Genomic DNA, 19,240 nt, shown 5'->3' on the forward strand with positions numbered 1-19,240 from the left:
CCCGTAGAAGGCAGGAAGCTCTGAACGCCCCGCTCGACCACCGTGACCCGCTCGTGTTCGACACACGCGAGCTGGGCAGGCGGCCCGGTGCGATGAAGCGCCTGTCCCGCTCGGTCCCCGCCCCCGCGGACATGGGGGTGGAGTTCCTCGGGGTACCGCAGGGTACGGCCGTGGAGCTCGATCTCCGCCTGGAGTCGGTCATGGAAGGGGTGCTCGTCACAGGCACCGCACATGCGCCGCTGCGGGGGGAGTGCGTAAGGTGTCTGGAGCCGCTGGAGCAGGAGGCCGAGGCGGACTTCCAGGAGATGTTCTCCTACCCCGACGCCGACGACCGGAGCCGCGGAAGTGCGGAGACCGGCGACGACGCCGAGGAGGAGGACACGCTCTTCCTCGAGGGCGATCTTTTCGACCTCGAGCCCGTGCTGCGGGACGCGGTGGTGCTGTCGCTGCCGCTGCAGCCGGTGTGCCAGGACGACTGTCCGGGCCTGTGTCCCGACTGCGGGGCGCGGCTCGCGGACGAGCCGGACCACGGGCACGACGACGCCGTCGACATCCGTTGGGCGGCACTGCAGGGACTCGCCGAGACCATCCGGGACGGCGAGAAGGACGATCAGAACGGCGCCGCACCGGGCGCCGACGAGAAGCAGGAGAAGTAGCCGTGGCTGTTCCGAAGCGGAAGATGTCGCGCAGCAACACGCGCCACCGCCGGTCGCAGTGGAAGGCTGCGGTCCCGACCCTGGTGAAGTGCGAGCGCTGCCAGGAGCCGAAGCAGCAGCACATCGCGTGCCCGAGCTGCGGCACCTACAACAAGCGTCAGGTTCTCGAGGTCTGATCGGCGGGTGACACGCTCCATGTCAGACGCCACGACGCCGCCCGAGGCGGCCCCGGCGGACCTGGTGGACGCGGCCTCGTCCCTCACGCTTCTGGAAGGGCGGCTCGGGTACCGACTCGAGTCCGCCCTTCTGGTGCGTGCGCTGACACACCGCTCGTACGCGTACGAGAACGGCGGGCTGCCCACCAACGAGCGACTGGAGTTCCTCGGCGACTCCGTCCTCGGCCTCGTGGTCACCGACACCCTCTACCGGACGCACCCCGACCTGCCCGAAGGGCAGCTCGCGAAGCTGCGCGCCGCCGTGGTCAACTCCCGCGCCCTCGCGGACGTCGCCCGCGGCCTCGAACTCGGCTCCTTCGTACGGCTCGGACGCGGCGAGGAGGGCACGGGCGGACGCGACAAGGCGTCCATCCTGGCCGACACCCTCGAAGCGGTCATCGGTGCCGTCTACCTCGACCAGGGCCTGGAGGCGGCGTCCGCGCTGGTGCACCGGCTCTTCGACCCGCTGATCGAGAAGTCGGCCGGACTCGGTGCCGGGTTGGACTGGAAGACCAGCCTCCAGGAGCTGACCGCCGCCGAGGCGCTCGGCGTCCCGGAGTACGCGGTCACCGAGACCGGGCCCGACCACGAGAAGACCTTCACGGCTGCCGCCCGCGTCGGTGGTGTCGCGTACGGCACCGGCACCGGCCGCAGCAAGAAGGAAGCGGAGCAGCAGGCCGCGGAGGCGGCGTACCGCGCCATCCACGCCGCGGCCCAGTCGGCCGCGGACGGTTCCGCCGCCACGCCGGCTCCCGAACCGCCCCCGGCTTCCTGACCGCACACGCCCGGTGGCGCCGGGCGGGCCTGTTCCCGCGGACCCGCCCGGCGCTTCCGGGGCGGGCGTCCGGGCCGTAAACGGAGCAGGCGCCTTCCACCCTCCGGAGGAGAGCCCGTTGCCCGAGCTGCCCGAGGTCGAAGTCGTGCGCCGCGGCCTGGAACGGTGGGCCGCCGCGCGCACCGTCGCGTCCGTCGAGGTCCGCCACCCCCGCGCCGTCCGGCGCCATCCCGCCGGCGCGGCCGACTTCGCCGCGCGCCTCACCGGTCACACCCTCGGTACCGCCCACCGCCGCGGCAAGTACCTGTGGATTCCCCTCGCAGGCGAGGGCACCTCGATCCTCGCGCACCTGGGCATGAGCGGGCAGCTGCTGATCCAGCCCGAGGACGCCCCTGACGAGAAGCACCTGCGCATCCGCTTCCGGTTCGCCGACGACGCGCGCACCGAACTGCGCTTCGTGGACCAGCGCACCTTCGGCGGCCTGTCCCTCCATCCCGAGGTGCAGGGCGCCGCCGACGGGCTGCCGGACGTCATCGCCCACATCGCCCGCGACCCGCTCGACCCGCTGTTCGACGAGGGCGCGTTCGCCGCCTCGCTCCGCCGGCGCCGCACCACGATCAAGCGCGCGCTGCTCGACCAGTCGCTGATCAGCGGGGTCGGCAACATCTACGCCGACGAGGCGCTGTGGCGGGCCCGGCTGCACTACGACCGGCCGACCGCGACGCTCACCCGGCCCCGGTCCGCCGAACTCCTCGGCCACGTCCGGGACGTGATGCACGCGGCACTGGCCGTCGGCGGCACCAGCTTCGACAGCCTGTACGTCAACGTGAACGGCGAATCGGGCTACTTCGACCGCTCGCTGGACGCGTACGGCAGGGAGGGCGAGCCGTGCCGGCGCTGCGGCACGGCGATGCGCCGCAGGCCGTGGATGAACCGGTCCAGCTACTTCTGCCCGCGCTGCCAGCGGCCGTACGCGCCGCGCTCACTTGGTCCGGCCGGTACGAGCGGCGGCGGCACCGGCACGACCGGTCCCGCCGCCCGCCGTCAGTAGCCGAACGCCTGCGTCCACCAGGGGCCGCCCTGCGCGAAGTGCGCGCCCACGCCCAGCGTCCGGAAGTCGCAGTTCAGTATGTTCGCGCGGTGGCCGTCGCTGTTCATCCAGGCGTCCATGACGGCCTGGGCGTCGGACTGGCCGCGGGCGATGTTCTCGCCGCCCATGTTGTCCACGCCCGCAGCGTCGGCCCGGTCCCACGGGCTCCTGCCGTCCGGCGTCGTGTGCGAGAAGTAGCCGCGCTCGGCCATGTCGCGGCTGTGGCCCTCGGCCAGCGCCGCCAGCTCCGAGTCGGCCGTCACCGGCGAGCAACCCACCTTCGCGCGCTCCGCGTTGACCAGGCTGAGCACCTGCGCCTCGGCGGAGGTGTCCTGCGACGAGCCGCCGCCCGATCCCTCACCGGAGCCGCCGGTTCCCGGGTCCGCGGACCGGGTCCGGGAGGGGGCGCTCCGGGTCTCGTCGCCGTCGGAGGCGCTGCCACCGGGCGAGTCGGTCCGGCTCGGGGTGTCCGACGGCTCGGCCGTCTTCGTCGGCGCGGCGGACTTCTCGCCCTTCTTCTGCTCCTCCGGCGTCTTCGACGCCTTGTCGGAGGGCGAGGCGGAGCCGTCCCGCAGCCCGTCACGCTCGGCGCCGCGCGACGCGCGGTCCGAGGGGGAACCGGAGGTCCCGCCGTAGGGGGTGACGGAGGCGCCGTCCGCCTGCACCCGTCCGCTCGTTCCGGCGTCCCCGACGGTGAACACACCGTCGGGCCCCGGTATGAGGCCCGAGGAGACGCCTACCGCGCCGACGGCCAGCGCCGCCGACGCGCCCAGCAGGCCGGTGCGCACCGGGGCGGGCCGGCGGCGCGCCCCCCGGTGCCGGCCGTAGCGGTGTGCCGGGTCCGGCGTCCGTACGGTTACTGCGGCCGGGTCGCCGACTGTGGTCCGGGAGCGCTGAGGGGCGGTGCTGGTGGGGGTGGCACGTCTGTGGCGGCCCATCTCTGCCGTCCTCGCATGACTCGGCTACAGGGGTGGCACTCACCCGTACGGGTGACTCCATTGCCCCGGGAGACTACGGCATTCACCCCCGCCCCGCTGGAACTACCGGACCAATCGCCGGATACCTTTCCGGACGTGCAGGTGGCGACCGGAGACGAGGGACGACAGGTGACGGAGGACACGTCGCGAACGGCCGCGCCCGGGGCCGAGTCGGTGCGCATGACGGTGTGGGTGCGCGGACGGGTCCAGCGGGTGGGCTTCCGCTGGTTCACCCGGGAGGCGGCGCTGCGCATCGGCGCGCTCGAGGGGTTCGCCGTCAACCTCGGAGACGGAAGGGTTCACGTCGTCGCCGAGGGGTCACCCGCGCTGTGCGAAGAGCTGCTCGACTGGCTCCGCGCCGGCGACACGCCGGGACGCGTGGACGGCGTCACCGAGATCTGGGGATCTCCCAGAGGAGGGTACGAAGGCTTCGAAATCCGATGATCGACGAGCGTGTCAAGGACTGGTTGCCATTTCTGGCCAGGCATGCAAGGCTTCCGCGGAAGGTGATCTCCGCAGTTCCCCGGGACGCCGCCTCCGGCTCATGAGCACGACAGTCCGAGCCGTCGAGACGAGGCCCCCCGGGTGGCGGAGCGTGATCGTGTTGACCGTCCCCGCATTTGGTGAGACTCTGGAATCACCCCGCGCACCTGATTTGTGTGCCCTGAAGAGAAAAGTGCAGAGCAGACACCGCGGGTGCGATTCCCTCACGACCCACCACCCGTTCCGGTCGGTCATTCAGTGTGGAGGACCATCCATCATGGCAAAGGCGCTTCTCGGTTACGTCGGCGGCTCCGACCCCCGAGTCCTCTCCGAGATGCGACGGCTTCAGCAGCGTGTACAGGACCTGGAATCCGAGATCGTACGGATCCAGGCGGAGAACGACGCGCTGTCCGCTGCCGCACGTCGCGAAGACTCGTTGCTCGAAGGCATCGACGTGTCCACGGCGGAGCCCGCGCTCACCTGACATCGCCCCACCAGGGCAGGTCGGTCAGGCGCACGCCGGTCAACTCCCGGCGTACGGCACCGCTCAGGGAACTCAAGGGACGCTCCGGCGTCCCTTCGTCGTTCCTCCTTCGCCTCGCCCTGAGGTGACCCCCTCCGTCTCCCGGCTACCGTCCGTTCCCGGCCCGCTTACCGTGTGATGTGCCCCCGGCCCGACGGGCCGAAACCAAGAGCATCCGGCGAGGCGTGCCGGGGCGGGAGACGGCCTCCGGGCGGACCTGAACGGTAGAGTCCGACGGCGTGCACCTGAAGAGCCTCACCCTGCGAGGATTCAAGTCCTTCGCCTCCGCCACCACGCTGCGCTTCGAGCCCGGCATCACCTGCGTGGTCGGCCCCAACGGCTCCGGCAAGTCCAACGTCGTCGACGCCCTCTCCTGGGTGATGGGCGAACAGGGCGCCAAGTCGTTGCGCGGCGGCAAGATGGAGGACGTCATCTTCGCCGGCACCACCGGGCGTCCGCCGCTCGGCCGCGCCGAGGTCTCGCTCACCATCGACAACGCCGACGGCGCCCTGCCCATCGAGTACGCCGAAGTCACCCTCACCCGGATCATGTTCCGCAACGGCGGCAGCGAGTACCAGATCAACGGCGACACCTGCCGGCTGCTCGACATCCAGGAACTGCTCTCCGACTCCGGCATCGGCCGGGAGATGCACGTCATCGTGGGCCAGGGCCAGCTCGACGGCGTCCTGCACGCCGACCCCACCGGCCGCCGGGCGTTCATCGAGGAGGCGGCCGGCGTCCTCAAGCACCGCAAGCGCAAGGAGAAGGCGCTGCGGAAGCTCGACGCGATGCAGGCCAACCTCGCCCGCGTACAGGACCTCACCGAGGAGCTCCGCCGCCAGCTCAAGCCGCTCGGCCGCCAGGCCGCCGTCGCCCGCCGCGCCCAGGTCATCCAGGCCGACCTGCGCGACGCCCGCCTCCGCCTGCTCGCCGACGACCTGGTGACGCTCCGTGAGGCGCTGAAGGCGGAAGTCGCCGACGAGGCCGCGCTGAAGGAGCGCCGCGAGTCCGTCGAGGCCGCGCTGAAGACCGCGCTCAAGCGGGAGTCCGACCTCGAACAGGAGGTGCGCACCCTCGCCCCCCGGCTGCGCCGCGCCCAGGAGACCTGGCAGGAACTCTCCCAGCTCGCCGAGCGCGTACGCGGCACCGTCAGCCTCGCGGACGCACGGGTCAGGAGCGCCACGTCGCAGCCGGAGGAGGAGCGACGCGGCCGTGATCCTGAGGATCTGGAACGCGAGGCCGACCGCGTACGGGAGCAGGAGGCCGAACTGGAGGCCGCGTTGGAGGCGGCGTCCCGCGCCCTGGACGACACGGTCGAGCACCGCGCCGAGCTGGAACGCCGGTTGCACGAGGAGGACCGGCGCCTCAAGGACGTCGCGCGCGCACTCGCCGACCGCCGCGAAGGACTCGCCCGGCTCAACGCGCAGGCGGGGGCGGCCCGTAGCCGCGCCGCGTCGGCGCAGGCCGAGATCGACCGGCTCGCCGCCTCCCACGAGGACGCGCTGACGCGCGCCGCCGAAGCGAGGGAGGAGTACGAGGCACTCCAGGCGGAGGTCGACGGGCTGGACGCCGGAGACGAAGAACTCGCCGCCGCGCACGAGGAGGCCAAGCGCCGCCTCGCCGACGCCGAGACCGCCGCCGGCGCCGCGCGCGACGCGGCGGTGGCCGCGGAGCGCGAACACGCCGCCACCTCCGCCCGGCACGACGCGCTGGCCCTCGGCCTGCGCCGCAAGGACGGTTCCGAGGCCCTGCTCGCCGCCACCGACCGGCTCACCGGCCTGCTCGGCCCGGCCGCAGAACTCCTCACCGTCCGGCCCGGACACGAAGTACCGGTCGCCGCCGCCCTCGGCGCGGCGGCCGACGCGCTGGCGGTCGCCGACCCGGCCACCGCCGCGGACGCGCTGCGGCTGCTGCGCAAGCACGACGCGGGCCGTGCGTCCCTGCTGCTCGCCGGCCCGGTGGACGTTCCCGCCCAGCGCACCGACGCCGCTCCGCCCGCCTCCGCCCCGGACGGCGGCGACACCCTCGCCGCCGACACCGTTCCGCCCGCCCGCCGTCACGGCGGCGACCCGCCCGCGGCGCTCCCCGCCGAGACCCGCCCCGCCGCCGAGACCCGCCCCGCCGGCGAGGCGCACGTATCCGCCGCCGGGCCGCCGGGGCAGCCGCCGTCCCCGTGGCCCGCCGCGGGCGCTCTGGTGCAGGGACCGGCGGACCTGATGCCCGCCGTACGGCGGCTGCTGCGCGACGTGGTCGTGGTCGGCACGTTGGAGGATGCCGAACTGCTCGTCGCCACCCGCCCCGAGCTGGTCGCCGTGACCGCCGAGGGCGACACCCTCGGCAGCCACTTCGCCCACGGCGGCTCGGCCGGAGCACCCAGCCTCCTCGAGGCGCAGGCGGCCGTGGACGAGGCCGCCGCCGAACGGGACGAACTGGCACTCCGCTGTGAGGAGACCGCACGGGCGAAGGAGCACGCCGCCGAGGCGCGCCGCGCCCGTGCCGGCGAGGTCGAGGAGCTGGGCGGTCGCCGCAGCGCCGCCGACCGGGAGAAGTCCAAGGTCGCCGGCCGCCTCGGCACCCTCGGGGGGCAGGCCCGGGCCGCGGCCGGCGAGGCGGAACGTACCGCCGCCGCCGTGACCCGCGCGGAGGAGGCGCTGCAGCGGGCCACCGAGGAGGCCGAGGAACTGGCCGAGCGCCTCGCCGTGGCCGAGGAGGCGCAGGAGGAGGACGACGAGCCGGACACCTCCTTCCGTGACCGGCTGGCCGCCGACGGAGCGAACGCGCGGCAGACCGAGATGGAGGCACGCCTCCAGGTGCGCACGCACGAGGAACGCGTGAAGGGCCTGGCGGGACGGGCCGACTCGCTGACCCGTGCGGCGCGCGCCGAGCGGGAGGCGCGGGCGCGCGCCGAGGCGCGCCGCGCCCGGATGCGCCGGGAGGCCGAGGTGGCGACCGCCGTCGCGTCCGGTGCCCGGCAGCTCCTCGCGTACGTCGAGGTCTCGCTCCGGCGGGCCGACGAGGAACGGCAGCAGGCCGAACGTGCCAAGGCCGCACGCGAACAGGCGCTGGCGACCGAGCGGAACGAGGGACGCGAGCTGAAGGACGAGCACGACAAGCTCACCGACTCGGTGCACCGCGGCGAAGTGCTCGGCGCGGAGAAGCGTCTGCGTATCGAGCAGTTGGAGACCCGGGCGCTGGAGGAACTCGGTGTGGAGCCGGCCGGACTGGCCGCCGACTACGGTCCCGACCAGCTCGTGCCGCCCTCCCCGCCGGCCGAGGGCGAGGAACTGCCCGAGGACCCCGAGCACCCCCGCAACCAGCCGGTGCCGTTCGTCCGCGCGGACCAGGAGAAGCGGCTGCGCGCGGCGGAGCGGGCGTACACCAAGCTGGGCAAGATCAACCCACTGGCGCTGGAGGAGTTCGCGGCGCTGGAGGAGCGGCACCAGTTCCTCAGCGAGCAGCTGGAGGACCTGCGGAAGACCCGTGCCGATCTGCTCCAGGTGGTGAAGGAGGTCGACGAGCGGGTCGAGAAGGTCTTCACCGAGGCCTACCACGACACCGCGCGGGAGTTCGAAGGCGTGTTCTCCCGGCTCTTCCCCGGCGGCGAGGGCCGCCTGGTGCTGACCGACCCGGACGACATGCTGGCCACCGGCGTCGATGTGGAGGCCCGCCCGCCCGGAAAGAAGGTCAAGCGGCTGTCGCTGCTCTCCGGCGGCGAGCGTTCGCTGACCGCCGTCGCACTTCTGGTCTCCATCTTCAAGGCGCGGCCCAGCCCGTTCTACGTGATGGACGAGGTGGAGGCGGCGCTGGACGACACCAACCTCCAGCGGCTGATCCGGATCATGAAGGAGCTGAAGGACAGCTCCCAGCTCATCGTCATCACGCACCAGAAGCGGACGATGGAGGTCGCGGACGCGCTGTACGGCGTGTCGATGCAGGGCGACGGCGTCTCCAAGGTGATCAGCCAGCGCCTCGGCTGACCCGGCTGACCTCCTCGCGCCCCGTTTCGTTCTTCCCCTTGTCTTCACATCGTGAAGGTGTCCTTCGAGGTCAGCTGCCGATCGCTGCGTGACATATCGCACTCTTGACTTCGGTTGTTGAACGCATAGTGTCTGCGGAGTCGTTCTTACGTTCATATGGAGAACACCGTGACCAGCGCCACCCAGGTGCAGTCGGATGCGCAGGGCGCCCGGCCACAGCACCTCAGCCATGTCGTCTTCATCGCCGCCGCCGCGGCCATGGGCGGGTTCCTGTTCGGCTACGACAGCTCCGTGATCAACGGAGCCGTGGTCGCCGTCCAGGACCGCTACGCCGTCGGCGCCGAGGTGCTGGCGCAGGTGATCGCCGCCGCTCTGATCGGCTGCGCCGTCGGCGCCGCCACCGCCGGGCGGCTCGCCGACCGGGTGGGCCGTATCCGCGTGATGCAGATCGCCGCCGTGCTCTTCACGGTGAGCGCCGTCGGCTCCGCGCTGCCCTTCGCCCTGTGGGACCTCGCGCTCTGGCGCGTCCTGGGCGGCGTGGCCATCGGCATGGCCTCCGTCGTCGCCCCCGCCTACATCGCCGAAGTCGCCCCGCCCGCCTACCGCGGCCGGCTCGCGTCCTTCCAGCAGGCGGCCATCGTCATCGGCATCGCCGTCTCCCAACTGGTCAACTTCGGCATCCTCAACCTCGCCGGCGGCGACCAGCGCGGCGTCCTCGCCGGCCTGGAGGCCTGGCAGTGGATGCTCGGCGTCATGGTCCTCCCCGCCGTCCTCTACGGCCTGCTGACCTTCGTCATCCCCGAGTCGCCCCGCTACCTCATCGCGGCCGGCCGTTCGGCCGAGGCCCGCGGCGTCCTCGCCCGCGTCGAGGGCGCCGACGTCGACCTGGACGCCCGCGTCGCGCAGATCCAGGAGTCGATGCGCAGCGAGCACAAGCCCACCCTGCGCGACCTGTTCGGCGGACGCTTCGGCCTGCTGCCCATCGTCTGGATCGGCATCGGGCTGTCCGTCTTCCAGCAACTCGTCGGCATCAACGTGATCTTCTACTACAGCGCCTCGCTGTGGCAGTCGGTCGGCATCGACCCGGCAGGCTCGTTCTTCTACAGCTTCACCACCTCCATCATCAACATCGTCGGCACCGTCATCGCGGTGCTGCTCGTCGACCGGGTCGGGCGCAAGCCGCTCGCGCTCGTCGGCTCCGTCGGCATGGCCGTCTCGCTCGGCCTCGCCGCCTGGGCGTTCTCGTACAAGTCCGGCGCCGGGGACGACATCACCCTCCCCGACCTGCAGGGGACCGTCGCGCTGGTCGCCGCGCACAGCTTCGTGCTGTTCTTCGCGCTCTCCTGGGGCGTCGTCGTATGGGTGCTCCTCGGCGAGATGTTCCCCAGCCGCATCCGCGCCGCCGCCCTCGGCGTCGCCGCCTCGGCCCAATGGGTGGCCAACTGGCTGATCACCGTCAGCTTCCCGAGCCTCTCCGACTGGAACCTCTCGGGCGCGTACGTCCTCTACACCGTCTTCGCCGTGCTCTCCGTCCCGTTCCTGCTCAAGTGGGTGCCGGAGACGAAGGGCAAGGCGTTGGAGGAGATGGGCTGAACCCCGCTGCCCGCTCCTCGGCACCACTGCGGCCCCGGCTCCCCGTGAGCCGGGGCCGCAGGTTCTCCACAGGCGGAGGCGGGCTCACCGCCCGGTCCGGACCCTTCTGGGATACTGGGCGGCGCCGAAGGGCCCTGCCACCGGCCCCGTCCCGACAACCGGAACCGGCCCCGCCGGTCCTCGCCCGTTCGAAAGGCACCGATGGAAATCGTCATCCTCGCCGCGGTGATCGCCGTGCTCGCGCTCGCCGCGATCGCCGGGCTCGTGGTCAGCGGCCGGAAGAAGAAGGCCGCCGGATCCCGGGACACCAGGACCACCACCGCGCCCCCCGCGGAACCGCACCTCGGCGAGGACGCCGAGACCCGGCTCGAGGAGCCGCGCAGAACGATCGAGGAGGTCGGGCTCCCGGAAGCGGAGACCCCCGGCGCCGTCGCCGAGCCCGAGGCGGCGCCCGCCCCCGTCGCGCCGGAGATCGAGACCCCCGAGCCCACCGCCGGCCGGCTGGTGCGCCTGCGCACCCGCCTCTCCCGCTCGCAGAACGCCCTGGGCAAGGGGCTCCTGACGCTGCTCTCCCGCGAACACCTCGACGAGGACACCTGGGAGGAGGTCGAGGACACCCTCCTCGCCGCCGACGTCGGCGTCGCCCCCACCCAGGAGCTCGTCGAAAGGCTGCGCGAACGGGTCAAGGTGCTCGGCACCCGCACCCCCGAGGAACTGCGCGGTCTGCTGCGCGACGAACTCCTCACCCTGGTCGGCCCCGACGAGGACCGCACCGTTCACACGGAGACGCGCGGCGCGGTCGACCGGCCCGGTGTCGTCCTGGTCGTCGGCGTCAACGGCACCGGCAAGACCACCACCACCGGCAAGCTCGGCCGGGTGCTCGTCGCCGACGGCAAGTCCGTGGTGCTCGGTGCCGCCGACACCTTCCGCGCCGCCGCGGCCGACCAGCTCCAGACCTGGGGCGAGCGTGTCGGCGCCCGCACCGTGCGCGGCCCCGAGGGCGGCGACCCGGCATCCGTCGCGTTCGACGCCGTCAAGGAGGGCACCGACGAGGGTGCCGACGTGGTCCTCATCGACACCGCCGGCCGCCTGCACACCAAGACCGGCCTGATGGACGAACTGGGCAAGGTCAAGCGGGTCGTGGAGAAGCAGGGCCCGGTCGACGAGGTGCTGCTCGTGCTCGACGCCACCACCGGCCAGAACGGACTGGTCCAGGCCCGGGTCTTCGCCGAGGTTGTGGACATCACCGGCATCGTGCTCACCAAGCTCGACGGCACCGCGAAGGGCGGCATCGTGGTCGCGGTCCAGCGCGAGCTGGGCGTCCCGGTCAAGCTCGTCGGCCTCGGCGAGGGCGCGGACGACCTCGCCCCCTTCGAACCCGAAGCCTTCGTGGACGCCCTCATCGGCGACTGACCCCTCCGGGGCGGGCCGGCGCCGGCCCGCCCCGGCCACGCTCCTCGCCGGTGCACCCGAGGCCGCCGCCCAGAGGTGGCCGGCCCCGGCAGCGGGGCAGCCGGCCGCCTCAGCCCGTGCCCCTCGGCCGGCCTGAGGAGGCGCCGGTCTCGGCCGCACGGTCGGCCGGTCGCGGCGCGGAGGGGTTCAGCCCAGTCGTCCGGGCGCCCCGCGCAGCGACAGCGCCCGGTGGCTGACGTAGGCGAGCGTGCCCAGCAGCAGCCGGGCCTCCGGCGGGCACGCCGCCTGCTCCAGCCCAGGTGCCCGCAGCCACTGCACCGGCCCCAGACCGCCGTGGTCGGACGGGGGTGCGGTGATGTGCTCGCCCTTGCCGAGGCATCGCAGGTCGAGCCCGGTGGTGTCGTCCCAGCCCATCCGGTACAGCAGCTCCGGCAGGTCCTCCGCAGCCCCCGGTGCCACCAGGAACCACGCGCGCCCGTGCGGGGCGATCGCCACCGGCCCGGTCGGCAGCCCCATCCGCTCCAGCCGCACCAGCGCCCGCCGCCCGGCCTCCTCGGAGACCTCCAGCACGTCGAACGTCCGCCCGGCGGGCAGCAGCATCGCCGCACCCGGCGTCCGTGCCCACGCCCGCGTCGCCTCGTCCAGGGTGGCGCCCGCCGGCACCTCGTCGGCCCCCGGCAACGGGTGCGCGCCCGGTGCCGGGCAGCGGGCGGAACCGCACGAGCACGCGGTACGCCCCCCGGCCGGAGCCCCCCGGCCGCCTCGCCCGGCGCGCGCGCCCGGTACCACCGCCCAGCCCCACAGCCCGGTGTACTCCGCCACGGTGGTGCCCTCCGGCGCGCGCCCGCGCCGCCGTCCGCCGGGGCGGGTCTCGCGGAGATCCCGCATCTCCCGGATGCCGCTGCCGATGGCGCCGATCGTGAAGCCCATGCTCCCTCCAACGGGTCCCGAGTGCCGATGGTTACGACCGCTGGTGACGTCCGCGCAGCGGAGGGTGACGGAGGAGTGTGCCAGGGTGCGGCCTCGCGACCCCCGTCCCCGCGTCAAGTGAAGCGCGTGTGCCTGGCGAAAGGTTCATTCGAAGGGGTGGCGAATGGTGGCGATTTCGCTCTCGCCCTCGCGGAGACAGTGATCGTAGGATTACTTTCGGTGCTCACAGCGACGAAAATCGCTCGGCGAACGCCTATGCCGGAGGCACGTGGACTCCGGGTGCGGCGGCCGGGCCGGATGGGGGCGTGACACGTGACCGGCGACGGTGGCGGTGGCAGTAGCGCGCAGAAGCGCCCGAACGAGCTGCTCGGCTCGTGGTTCGTGCGCAGCGGCTGGTCGAAGGGCGAGCTGGCGCGCCAGGTGAACCGCAGGGCTCGCCAGATCGGCGCCCACCACATCAGCACGGACACCTCACGGGTACGGCGCTGGCTGGACGGCGAACAGCCCCGCGAGCCGATCCCGCGGCTCCTCTCCGAGCTGTTCTCCGAGCGCTTCGGCTGCGTCGTCGCCGTCGAGGAGCTGGGGCTGCGGTGCGCGCGGCAGGCGCCCACCGCCTCGGGTGTCGACCTGCCCTGGGCGGGCCCCCAGACGGTGTCGCTGATCAACGAGTTCTCGCGCAGCGACCTCATGCTGGGCCGGCGCGGGTTCCTCGGCCCGTCGCTGGCGATGGCCGCCGGACCGGCGCTGGTCGAGCCCATGCAGCGCTGGCTGGTGTCGTCTCCGGGCGGCGGCCCCGCCGGACCGGGTGCTCGCGGAGAGGCGGGTGTGTACCCGCTGCCCGTGCCCGCGCAGTCCCGCGGACAGGCTGCGGGCGACGCGGGGCGCGAGGGCGGCGGCCCGGGCGAACGCCGCAGCAGGCTCTCCGGCCCGGAGCTGGAGCTGCTGGAGCAGACCACCGTGATGTTCCGCCGCTGGGACGCCCAGTGCGGCGGCGGGCTGCGCCGCAAGGCCGTCGTCGGCCAGCTGCACGAGGTCACCGACCTGCTCCACGAGCAGCTCGCCCGCCGCGACCCCGAGATCACCGTCCGGCTGTTCCGGGTGACGGCAGAGCTGGCCGAGCTGGCCGGCTGGATGACGTACGACATCGGGATGCAGCCGACCGCGCAGAAGTACTTCGTGCTCGCGCTTCACGCCGCGAAGGAGTCGGGTGACCGGCCGCTCGGCTCGTTCATCCTCTCCAGCATGGCCCGGCAGATGATCCACCTCGGCCGCGCCGACGACGCCCTGGAACTCGTCCACCTGGCCCAGTACGGCAGCAGGGACGGCGCCACCGCGCGCACCCAGGCGATGCTCCACGCCATGGAGGCCCGGGCGTACGCCAACATGGGCCAGCCCGGAAAGTGCCGGCGCGCCGTGCGGATGGCCGAGGAGACCTTCGAGGACCGCGGTGCCCCCGACGGCGAGCCGGACTGGATCCGGTTCTTCTGCGAGGGGGAGCTGAACGCCGAGGTCGCGCACTCCTACCGCGATCTCGCCTACTCCTCCGGCCGCAGCCCCGCCTACGCCTCGCTCGCCGAGCCCGCGATGGAACGAGCCGTGGAACTCTTCGGCCGGGAGGCCGCCCAGGAGGGCGGGGGACACCAGCGCAGCTACGCGCTGAACCTCATCGGCCTGGCCAGCGTCCATCTGCTCCAGCGTGAGCCGGAGCGCTGCGCCACCCGCGCCACAGAAGCGATGACCGTGGCCCGCCGTATCCGCTCCGAACGGGTCAACAACCGGCTCCGCAAGACCACCGCGACGGCCACCCGCGATTTCGGGCAGGTCCCGGAGGTCGTCCGTCTCGCCGAGCGCCTCGCCGACGAACTGCCCGAAGGAGAGACCGCGGCGGCCTGTTGAGCCGCCGCCCCCGAACACCGGCCGCGACCGCCACCCCGGACTGCCCGACTCGGCTCCCCCGCCAGGTCACACCGGGTGGCGTCGCGGCCGGTCCCCTTTTCCACGGGGGCGCCCGGACGCACGCGTTCACCCACCCGTAACACCGCGGTCGTCTTCGTCACCACGGCGAAACAACGCGCCACCACGGCCGAAACGCGATCCCGGGACTCTGGGCTGAACCGGTCCCCAGATCTGTGTCCCACGGGTCGCAACCGTGTAAGGAGACGCCCACAGTGAACGGCGCGGATACCGCATTCGTACTGATCAGCGCAGCGCTGGTCATGGTGATGACCCCTGGCCTGGCCTTCTTCTACGGCGGCATGGTCCGGGTGAAGAGCACACTCAACATGCTGATGATGTCCTTCGTCTCGCTGGGCGTGGTCAGCGTGCTGTGGGTGCTCTACGGCTACTCCCTCGCCTTCGGTACGGACCACGGCGGCGTCATCGGCAGCCTGGAGCACATCGGCCTCCAGGGCGTCACCGTGGAGTCCCTCACCGGAGGCGACGAGGGCATCCCGGTCTTCGCCTACGCCCTCTTCCAGCTGATGTTCGCCGTCCTGACGCCCGCGCTGATGAGCGGCGCGCTCGCGGACCGCGTGAAGTTCAGCGGCTGGGCGCTCTTCATCGGCCTCTGGGTCACCCTGGTCTACTTCCCCGTCGCGCACTGGGTGTGGGCCGAGGGCGGCTGGCTGTACGAACTCGAGGTCATCGACTTCGCCGGCGGTACCGCCGTACACATCAACGCCGGTATCGGCGCGCTCGCCGCCGTGCTGGTCGTCGGCAACCGGATCGGCTTCCGCAAGGACCCGATGCGTCCGCACAGCCTCCCGCTGGTGATGCTCGGCGCGGCCCTGCTGTGGTTCGGCTGGTTCGGCTTCAACGCGGGCTCCGCGCTCGCCGCCGACGGCACGGCCGCCACGATGGCGCTCAACACGCAGGTGGCCACCGGCGCCGCGATGCTCGGCTGGCTGGCCTACGAGCGCATCCGGCACGGCGCCTTCACCACCCTCGGCGCCGCCTCCGGCGCCGTCGCCGGCCTCGTCGCCATCACCCCGGCCGGCGCTCACGTCAACGCGCTGGGCGCGATCCTCATCGGCGTCGTCGCCGGCGCGGTCTGCTCGGCCGCGGTCAGCCTGAAGTACAAGCTGCGCTACGACGACTCCCTCGACGTCGTCGGCGTCCACCTGGTCGGCGGCCTCATCGGCACGCTGCTGGTCGGCGTGCTCGCGACCGACGGTGTGGGCGGCCTCACCCAGCTCGGGAAGCAGGCGATCGGGGCGTTCTCCGTGCTGGGCTTCTCCTTCGTCGCCTCCTGGCTGCTCGCCAAACTGGTCCAGGTCACCGTCGGCTTCCGTGCCACGGAGGACGACGAGACCACCGGCGTCGACCACGCCTACCACGCCGAGACGGCGTACGACTTCAGCGCGGTCGGCGCCACGGCGGTGGCCCGTGCCGCGTCGCCCGCGACGTCCGGCGGCGCCGCCCACGACGAACCGGCCGCGGCCCCGCAGGCCGGGAAGAACACGACCAGGAAGGTGGACGCGTGAAGCTCATCACCGCAGTCATCAAGCCGCACCGTCTCGACGAGGTGAAGGAGGCCCTCCAGGCGTTCGGCGTCCACGGCCTGACGGTCACCGAGGCCAGCGGGTACGGGCGCCAGCGCGGCCACACCGAGGTCTATCGCGGCGCCGAGTACACCGTCGACCTCGTGCCGAAGGTGCGGGTGGAGGTGCTCGTCGAGGACGACGACGCCGAGCAGATCGTCGACGTGATCGTGAAGGCGGCGCACACCGGGAAGATCGGCGACGGCAAGGTGTGGTCCGTTCCCGTCGACACCGCGGTCCGCGTCCGCACCGGCGAACGCGGCCCCGACGCGCTCTGACGCTCCGCGAGCGCTCCGCCGCGTGCCCCTGCGCGGCGGACGCCCCGGGCTTTCCGGAACGCGCCGGCGTCTCATCCACCCGCGCGCGGCGACCGCGTCCGGCCTCGGGGCCGACACCCGCTGCGGGCCCCGGCCCGGCGGAGAGAAGCCCGGAAGGCGGCGCGGGAGCCGAGGCGGCGGAAGCAGCACCGCGGACGGCGACCGCGCCCGTCCGGCGACCGAGGACGGAGTAAGGAGGCCCACCGTGACCGAGTACGCCACCCTCCGGGACCGCACGCTCCACGGCGACCCCGCCGGCTGCGCGGGCCCGGCGCGCCGCGAGGCCCTCGCCAGGGCCACCGACGAGTGGCTCGTCACCCTCTTCCACGGCGCCCTCTTCCACGGCGCCGGGCAGCCCCCGGCCGGTACCGCCCTCGCCGCCGCCGGCGGCTACGGCCGCGCCGAACTCTCCCCGGCCAGCGACCTCGACCTGGTGCTCCTCCACGAGCCGCGCGCGGGCGGGGGCGCCGGCGCGGCAGCCGTCGCCTCCCTGGCCGACCGCGTCTGGTACCCCGTCTGGGACCAGGGCATCGCGCTGGACCACTCCGTGCGCACCCCCGCCGAGGCGGCGAAGGCCGCCGCCGGCGACCTGAAGGTGCAGCTCGGCCTCCTCGACCTGCGCCACATCGCCGGCGACCCCCGGCTCACCGCCTCCGTACGCGGTGCCGCCCTCGCCGCGTGGCGTGCGGACGCCCACCGCCGCCTCCCCGAACTCCGCGAACTGGTCCGCGAACGCACCCACCGGCACGGTGAACTCCGCTTCCTCCTCGAACCCGACCTCAAGGAGGCGTACGGCGGCCTGCGCGACGCCGTCGCGCTGCGCGCCGTCGCCGCGTCCTGGCTCGCCGATGCTCCGCGCGAGGGGCTGGCCGACGCCCGCACCGCGCTGCTCGACGTGCGCGACGCCCTCCATCTCGCCACCGGCCGCACCACCGACCGGCTCGCCCTCCAGGAACAGGACCCGGTCGCCGCCGCTCTCGGCCTGCCGGACGCCGACGCGCTGCTGCGCCGCGTGTACGAGGCGGCGCACACCATCGGTTACGCCGCCGACGTCACCTGGCGGGACGTCTCCCGCGTCCTGCGTGCCCGCGCAGCACGCCCCGGTCGCACGCGCCTGCTCGCCGGGCGTCGCGCCCCGCGTGGTGCGCAGCCGGAGCGGACCCCGCTGGCCGACGGCGTGGTCGCGTTCGACGGCGAGGTCTCCCTGGCCCGTACCGCTCGCCCCGACCGCGATCCCGTTCTCCCGCTGCGTGCCGCCGCGGCCGCCGCCCAGGCGGGACTGCCGCTCAACCCGTCCGCCGTGCGCCGGCTCGCACGCGATGCGGCGCCCCTGCCCGTGCCCTGGCCGCCGGGTGCCCGTGAGGAGTTCGTCAGCCTGCTCGGCGCAGGGCCGCAGACGGTGCCGGTGTGGGAGGCGCTGGACGCGGCGGGGCTCACGGACGTGCTGCTGCCGGACTGGGAGCGGGTGCGCTGCCGTCCGCAGCGCAACCCCGTGCACCGCTGGACCGTCGACCGGCACCTGGTGGAGACCGCCGTACGCGCCTCCGCGCTGACCCGGCGGGTGCAGCGCCCCGACCTGCTGCTCGTGGCCGCGCTGCTGCACGACCTGGGCAAGGGGTGGCCGGGCGACCACTCGGTCGTGGGGGAGACCATCGCGCGGGACGCCGCCGCCCGGATGGGCTTCGGCCCCGACGACGCGAGGGTCCTCGCCACGCTGGTCCGGCACCATCTGCTGCTCGCCGAGACCGCGACCCGGCGCGATCCGGACGATCCCGCCACCGTGCAGGCGGTGGCAGCCGCCGTGGAGCGTCGCGGCACGCTGGAACTGCTGCACGCCCTCACCGAGGCGGACGCGCTCGCCACCGGGCCCGCCGCATGGTCGACCTGGCGCGCGTCGCTCGTCGCCGACCTGGTCAAGCGCGTGGACGCGGTGCTCGCGGGGGAGGCGCCCGAGGCGGCTCCCGGCCGGCTCCAGGACCCGCGCACCGCACGTCTCGTCGAACGGGCCCGGCGCACGGGCGCGCCGGTGCTGGAACTCTTCCCGGAACCGGACACCGGACCTCAGGACGCCGAGGCGGCCACCGCACCGCACGGCGCGCACCTGCTCGTCGCGCTGCCCGACCGGCCGGGTGGCCTCCCCGCCGTCGCCGGCCTGCTCGCCCTCCACCGCCTCACGGTGCGCACCGCCGAGGTCCGCACCGACCCCGGTCCGGCAGACCCCGACCCGGCAGATCCCGGGGACGGGGAAACCTCGGCCGACCCCGGCGACCCGGCCGTGCTGCTCCTCGGGTGGCGGGTCGCCGCCGCGTACGGGCGGCTGCCGGACGCCGAACGGCTCCGGGCCGACCTGCACCGCGTGCTGGACGGCGGACTCCGCGTCGAGGCCCGCCTCGCCGAGCGCGAGGCGGCGTACCGCACGCCCCGGCGCGGCGTGGCGCCCCCGCCGGCCCGCGTCACCGTCGCCACGCCGGAGGCATCCCGCCGTGCGACCGTGCTGGAGGTGCGTGCGCCGGACGCGCCCGGCCTGCTGTACCGCATCGCCCGGGCACTGGAGCAGGCCCGCGTACGGGTCCGCAGTGCGCACGTCGGCACGCTCGGCGCGAACGCGGTGGACGCCTTCTACGTCACCGACGTCCAGGGCGCGCCGCTGCCGCCGGCGGCGGCCGAGGAGGTCGCCCGCGGCGTGCAGCGCGCGCTGGCCGAACGGGCCCCGGCCGAGGGGACCTGACCGCACCCGGTGCGGGCGGATACC

The 19,240-nt window shown here is 73.7% G+C and carries 15 protein-coding genes; 13 read left to right on the forward strand and 2 right to left on the reverse strand.

The features are described 5' to 3' along the window. The first annotated feature begins 20 nt into the window (after window positions 1-20). From K304_RS0111405 to mutM, 4 genes are all read left to right on the forward strand, one after another. A complete protein-coding gene (locus K304_RS0111405; RefSeq protein WP_027763850.1) occupies window positions 21-656 on the forward strand; it encodes a DUF177 domain-containing protein in 636 nt (211 codons plus the stop codon). Between the two features lie 2 nt (window positions 657-658). Then, the gene (gene rpmF / locus K304_RS0111410) at window positions 659-832 is read left to right on the forward strand and encodes a 50S ribosomal protein L32 (RefSeq protein WP_023527756.1); all 174 of its coding nucleotides are present in this window, start codon (window positions 659-661) and stop codon (window positions 830-832) included. Between the two features lie 19 nt (window positions 833-851). Beyond that, window positions 852-1,646: a ribonuclease III gene (gene rnc / locus K304_RS0111415; RefSeq protein WP_027763851.1), complete on the forward strand. Its 795-nt coding sequence runs from the start codon at window positions 852-854 to the stop codon at window positions 1,644-1,646. 118 nt (window positions 1,647-1,764) lie between these two features. After that, window positions 1,765-2,697: a bifunctional DNA-formamidopyrimidine glycosylase/DNA-(apurinic or apyrimidinic site) lyase gene (gene mutM, locus K304_RS28535; protein WP_051308318.1), complete on the forward strand. Its 933-nt coding sequence runs from the start codon at window positions 1,765-1,767 to the stop codon at window positions 2,695-2,697. Here mutM and K304_RS0111425 read toward each other — a convergent pair. Then, the gene (locus K304_RS0111425; RefSeq protein ID WP_078528939.1) at window positions 2,691-3,674 is read right to left on the reverse strand and encodes a CAP domain-containing protein; all 984 of its coding nucleotides are present in this window, start codon (window positions 3,672-3,674) and stop codon (window positions 2,691-2,693) included. The two genes, mutM and K304_RS0111425, sit on opposite strands and share 7 nt — an antisense overlap. A 168-nt stretch (window positions 3,675-3,842) precedes the next feature. On the opposite strand from K304_RS0111425, the gene K304_RS0111430 reads away from it, so the two are divergent. The 5 genes from K304_RS0111430 to ftsY all read left to right on the forward strand — a co-directional run bounded on the left by K304_RS0111430 (window position 3,843) and on the right by ftsY (window position 11,702). Further along, the gene (locus K304_RS0111430) at window positions 3,843-4,157 is read left to right on the forward strand and encodes an acylphosphatase (RefSeq protein ID WP_486591638.1); all 315 of its coding nucleotides are present in this window, start codon (window positions 3,843-3,845) and stop codon (window positions 4,155-4,157) included. Window positions 4,158-4,473: 316 nt separating this feature from the next. Continuing rightward, complete coding sequence (locus tag K304_RS0111435; protein WP_027763854.1) at window positions 4,474-4,680, forward strand: hypothetical protein; 207 nt, start codon at window positions 4,474-4,476, stop codon at window positions 4,678-4,680. Between the two features lie 278 nt (window positions 4,681-4,958). Continuing rightward, complete coding sequence (locus K304_RS0111440; protein ID WP_027763855.1) at window positions 4,959-8,696, forward strand: AAA family ATPase; 3,738 nt, start codon at window positions 4,959-4,961, stop codon at window positions 8,694-8,696. A 156-nt stretch (window positions 8,697-8,852) separates the two neighbouring features. Further along, a complete protein-coding gene (locus K304_RS0111445; RefSeq protein WP_078528941.1) occupies window positions 8,853-10,289 on the forward strand; it encodes a sugar porter family MFS transporter in 1,437 nt (478 codons plus the stop codon). 201 nt (window positions 10,290-10,490) lie between these two features. Continuing rightward, a complete protein-coding gene (ftsY, locus tag K304_RS0111450; RefSeq protein WP_027763857.1) occupies window positions 10,491-11,702 on the forward strand; it encodes a signal recognition particle-docking protein FtsY in 1,212 nt (403 codons plus the stop codon). Window positions 11,703-11,888: 186 nt separating this feature from the next. Here ftsY and K304_RS0111455 read toward each other — a convergent pair whose 3' ends face one another. Further along, window positions 11,889-12,632 (reverse strand): bifunctional DNA primase/polymerase, encoded by a 744-nt coding sequence (locus tag K304_RS0111455; protein ID WP_027763858.1) that lies wholly within the window; start codon window positions 12,630-12,632, stop codon window positions 11,889-11,891. 312 nt (window positions 12,633-12,944) lie between these two features. On the opposite strand from K304_RS0111455, the gene nsdA reads away from it, so the two are divergent. From nsdA to K304_RS28540, 4 genes are all read left to right on the forward strand, one after another. Continuing rightward, window positions 12,945-14,528, forward strand: a complete 1,584-nt coding sequence (gene nsdA / locus K304_RS0111460; RefSeq protein ID WP_027763859.1) for a transcriptional repressor NsdA — start codon at window positions 12,945-12,947, stop codon at window positions 14,526-14,528. A gap of 272 nt (window positions 14,529-14,800) precedes the next feature. Next, the gene (locus tag K304_RS0111465; protein ID WP_027763860.1) at window positions 14,801-16,114 is read left to right on the forward strand and encodes an ammonium transporter; all 1,314 of its coding nucleotides are present in this window, start codon (window positions 14,801-14,803) and stop codon (window positions 16,112-16,114) included. Continuing rightward, window positions 16,111-16,449 (forward strand): P-II family nitrogen regulator, encoded by a 339-nt coding sequence (locus K304_RS0111470; protein ID WP_027763861.1) that lies wholly within the window; start codon window positions 16,111-16,113, stop codon window positions 16,447-16,449. The genes K304_RS0111465 and K304_RS0111470 overlap by 4 nt, the downstream gene beginning before the upstream one ends. 244 nt (window positions 16,450-16,693) lie before the next feature. Continuing rightward, the gene (locus tag K304_RS28540) at window positions 16,694-19,216 is read left to right on the forward strand and encodes a [protein-PII] uridylyltransferase (RefSeq protein WP_051308320.1); all 2,523 of its coding nucleotides are present in this window, start codon (window positions 16,694-16,696) and stop codon (window positions 19,214-19,216) included. The last annotated feature ends 24 nt before the right edge of the window (window positions 19,217-19,240 follow it).

The sequence above is a fragment of the Streptomyces sp. CNS606 genome (genome assembly GCF_000426325.1).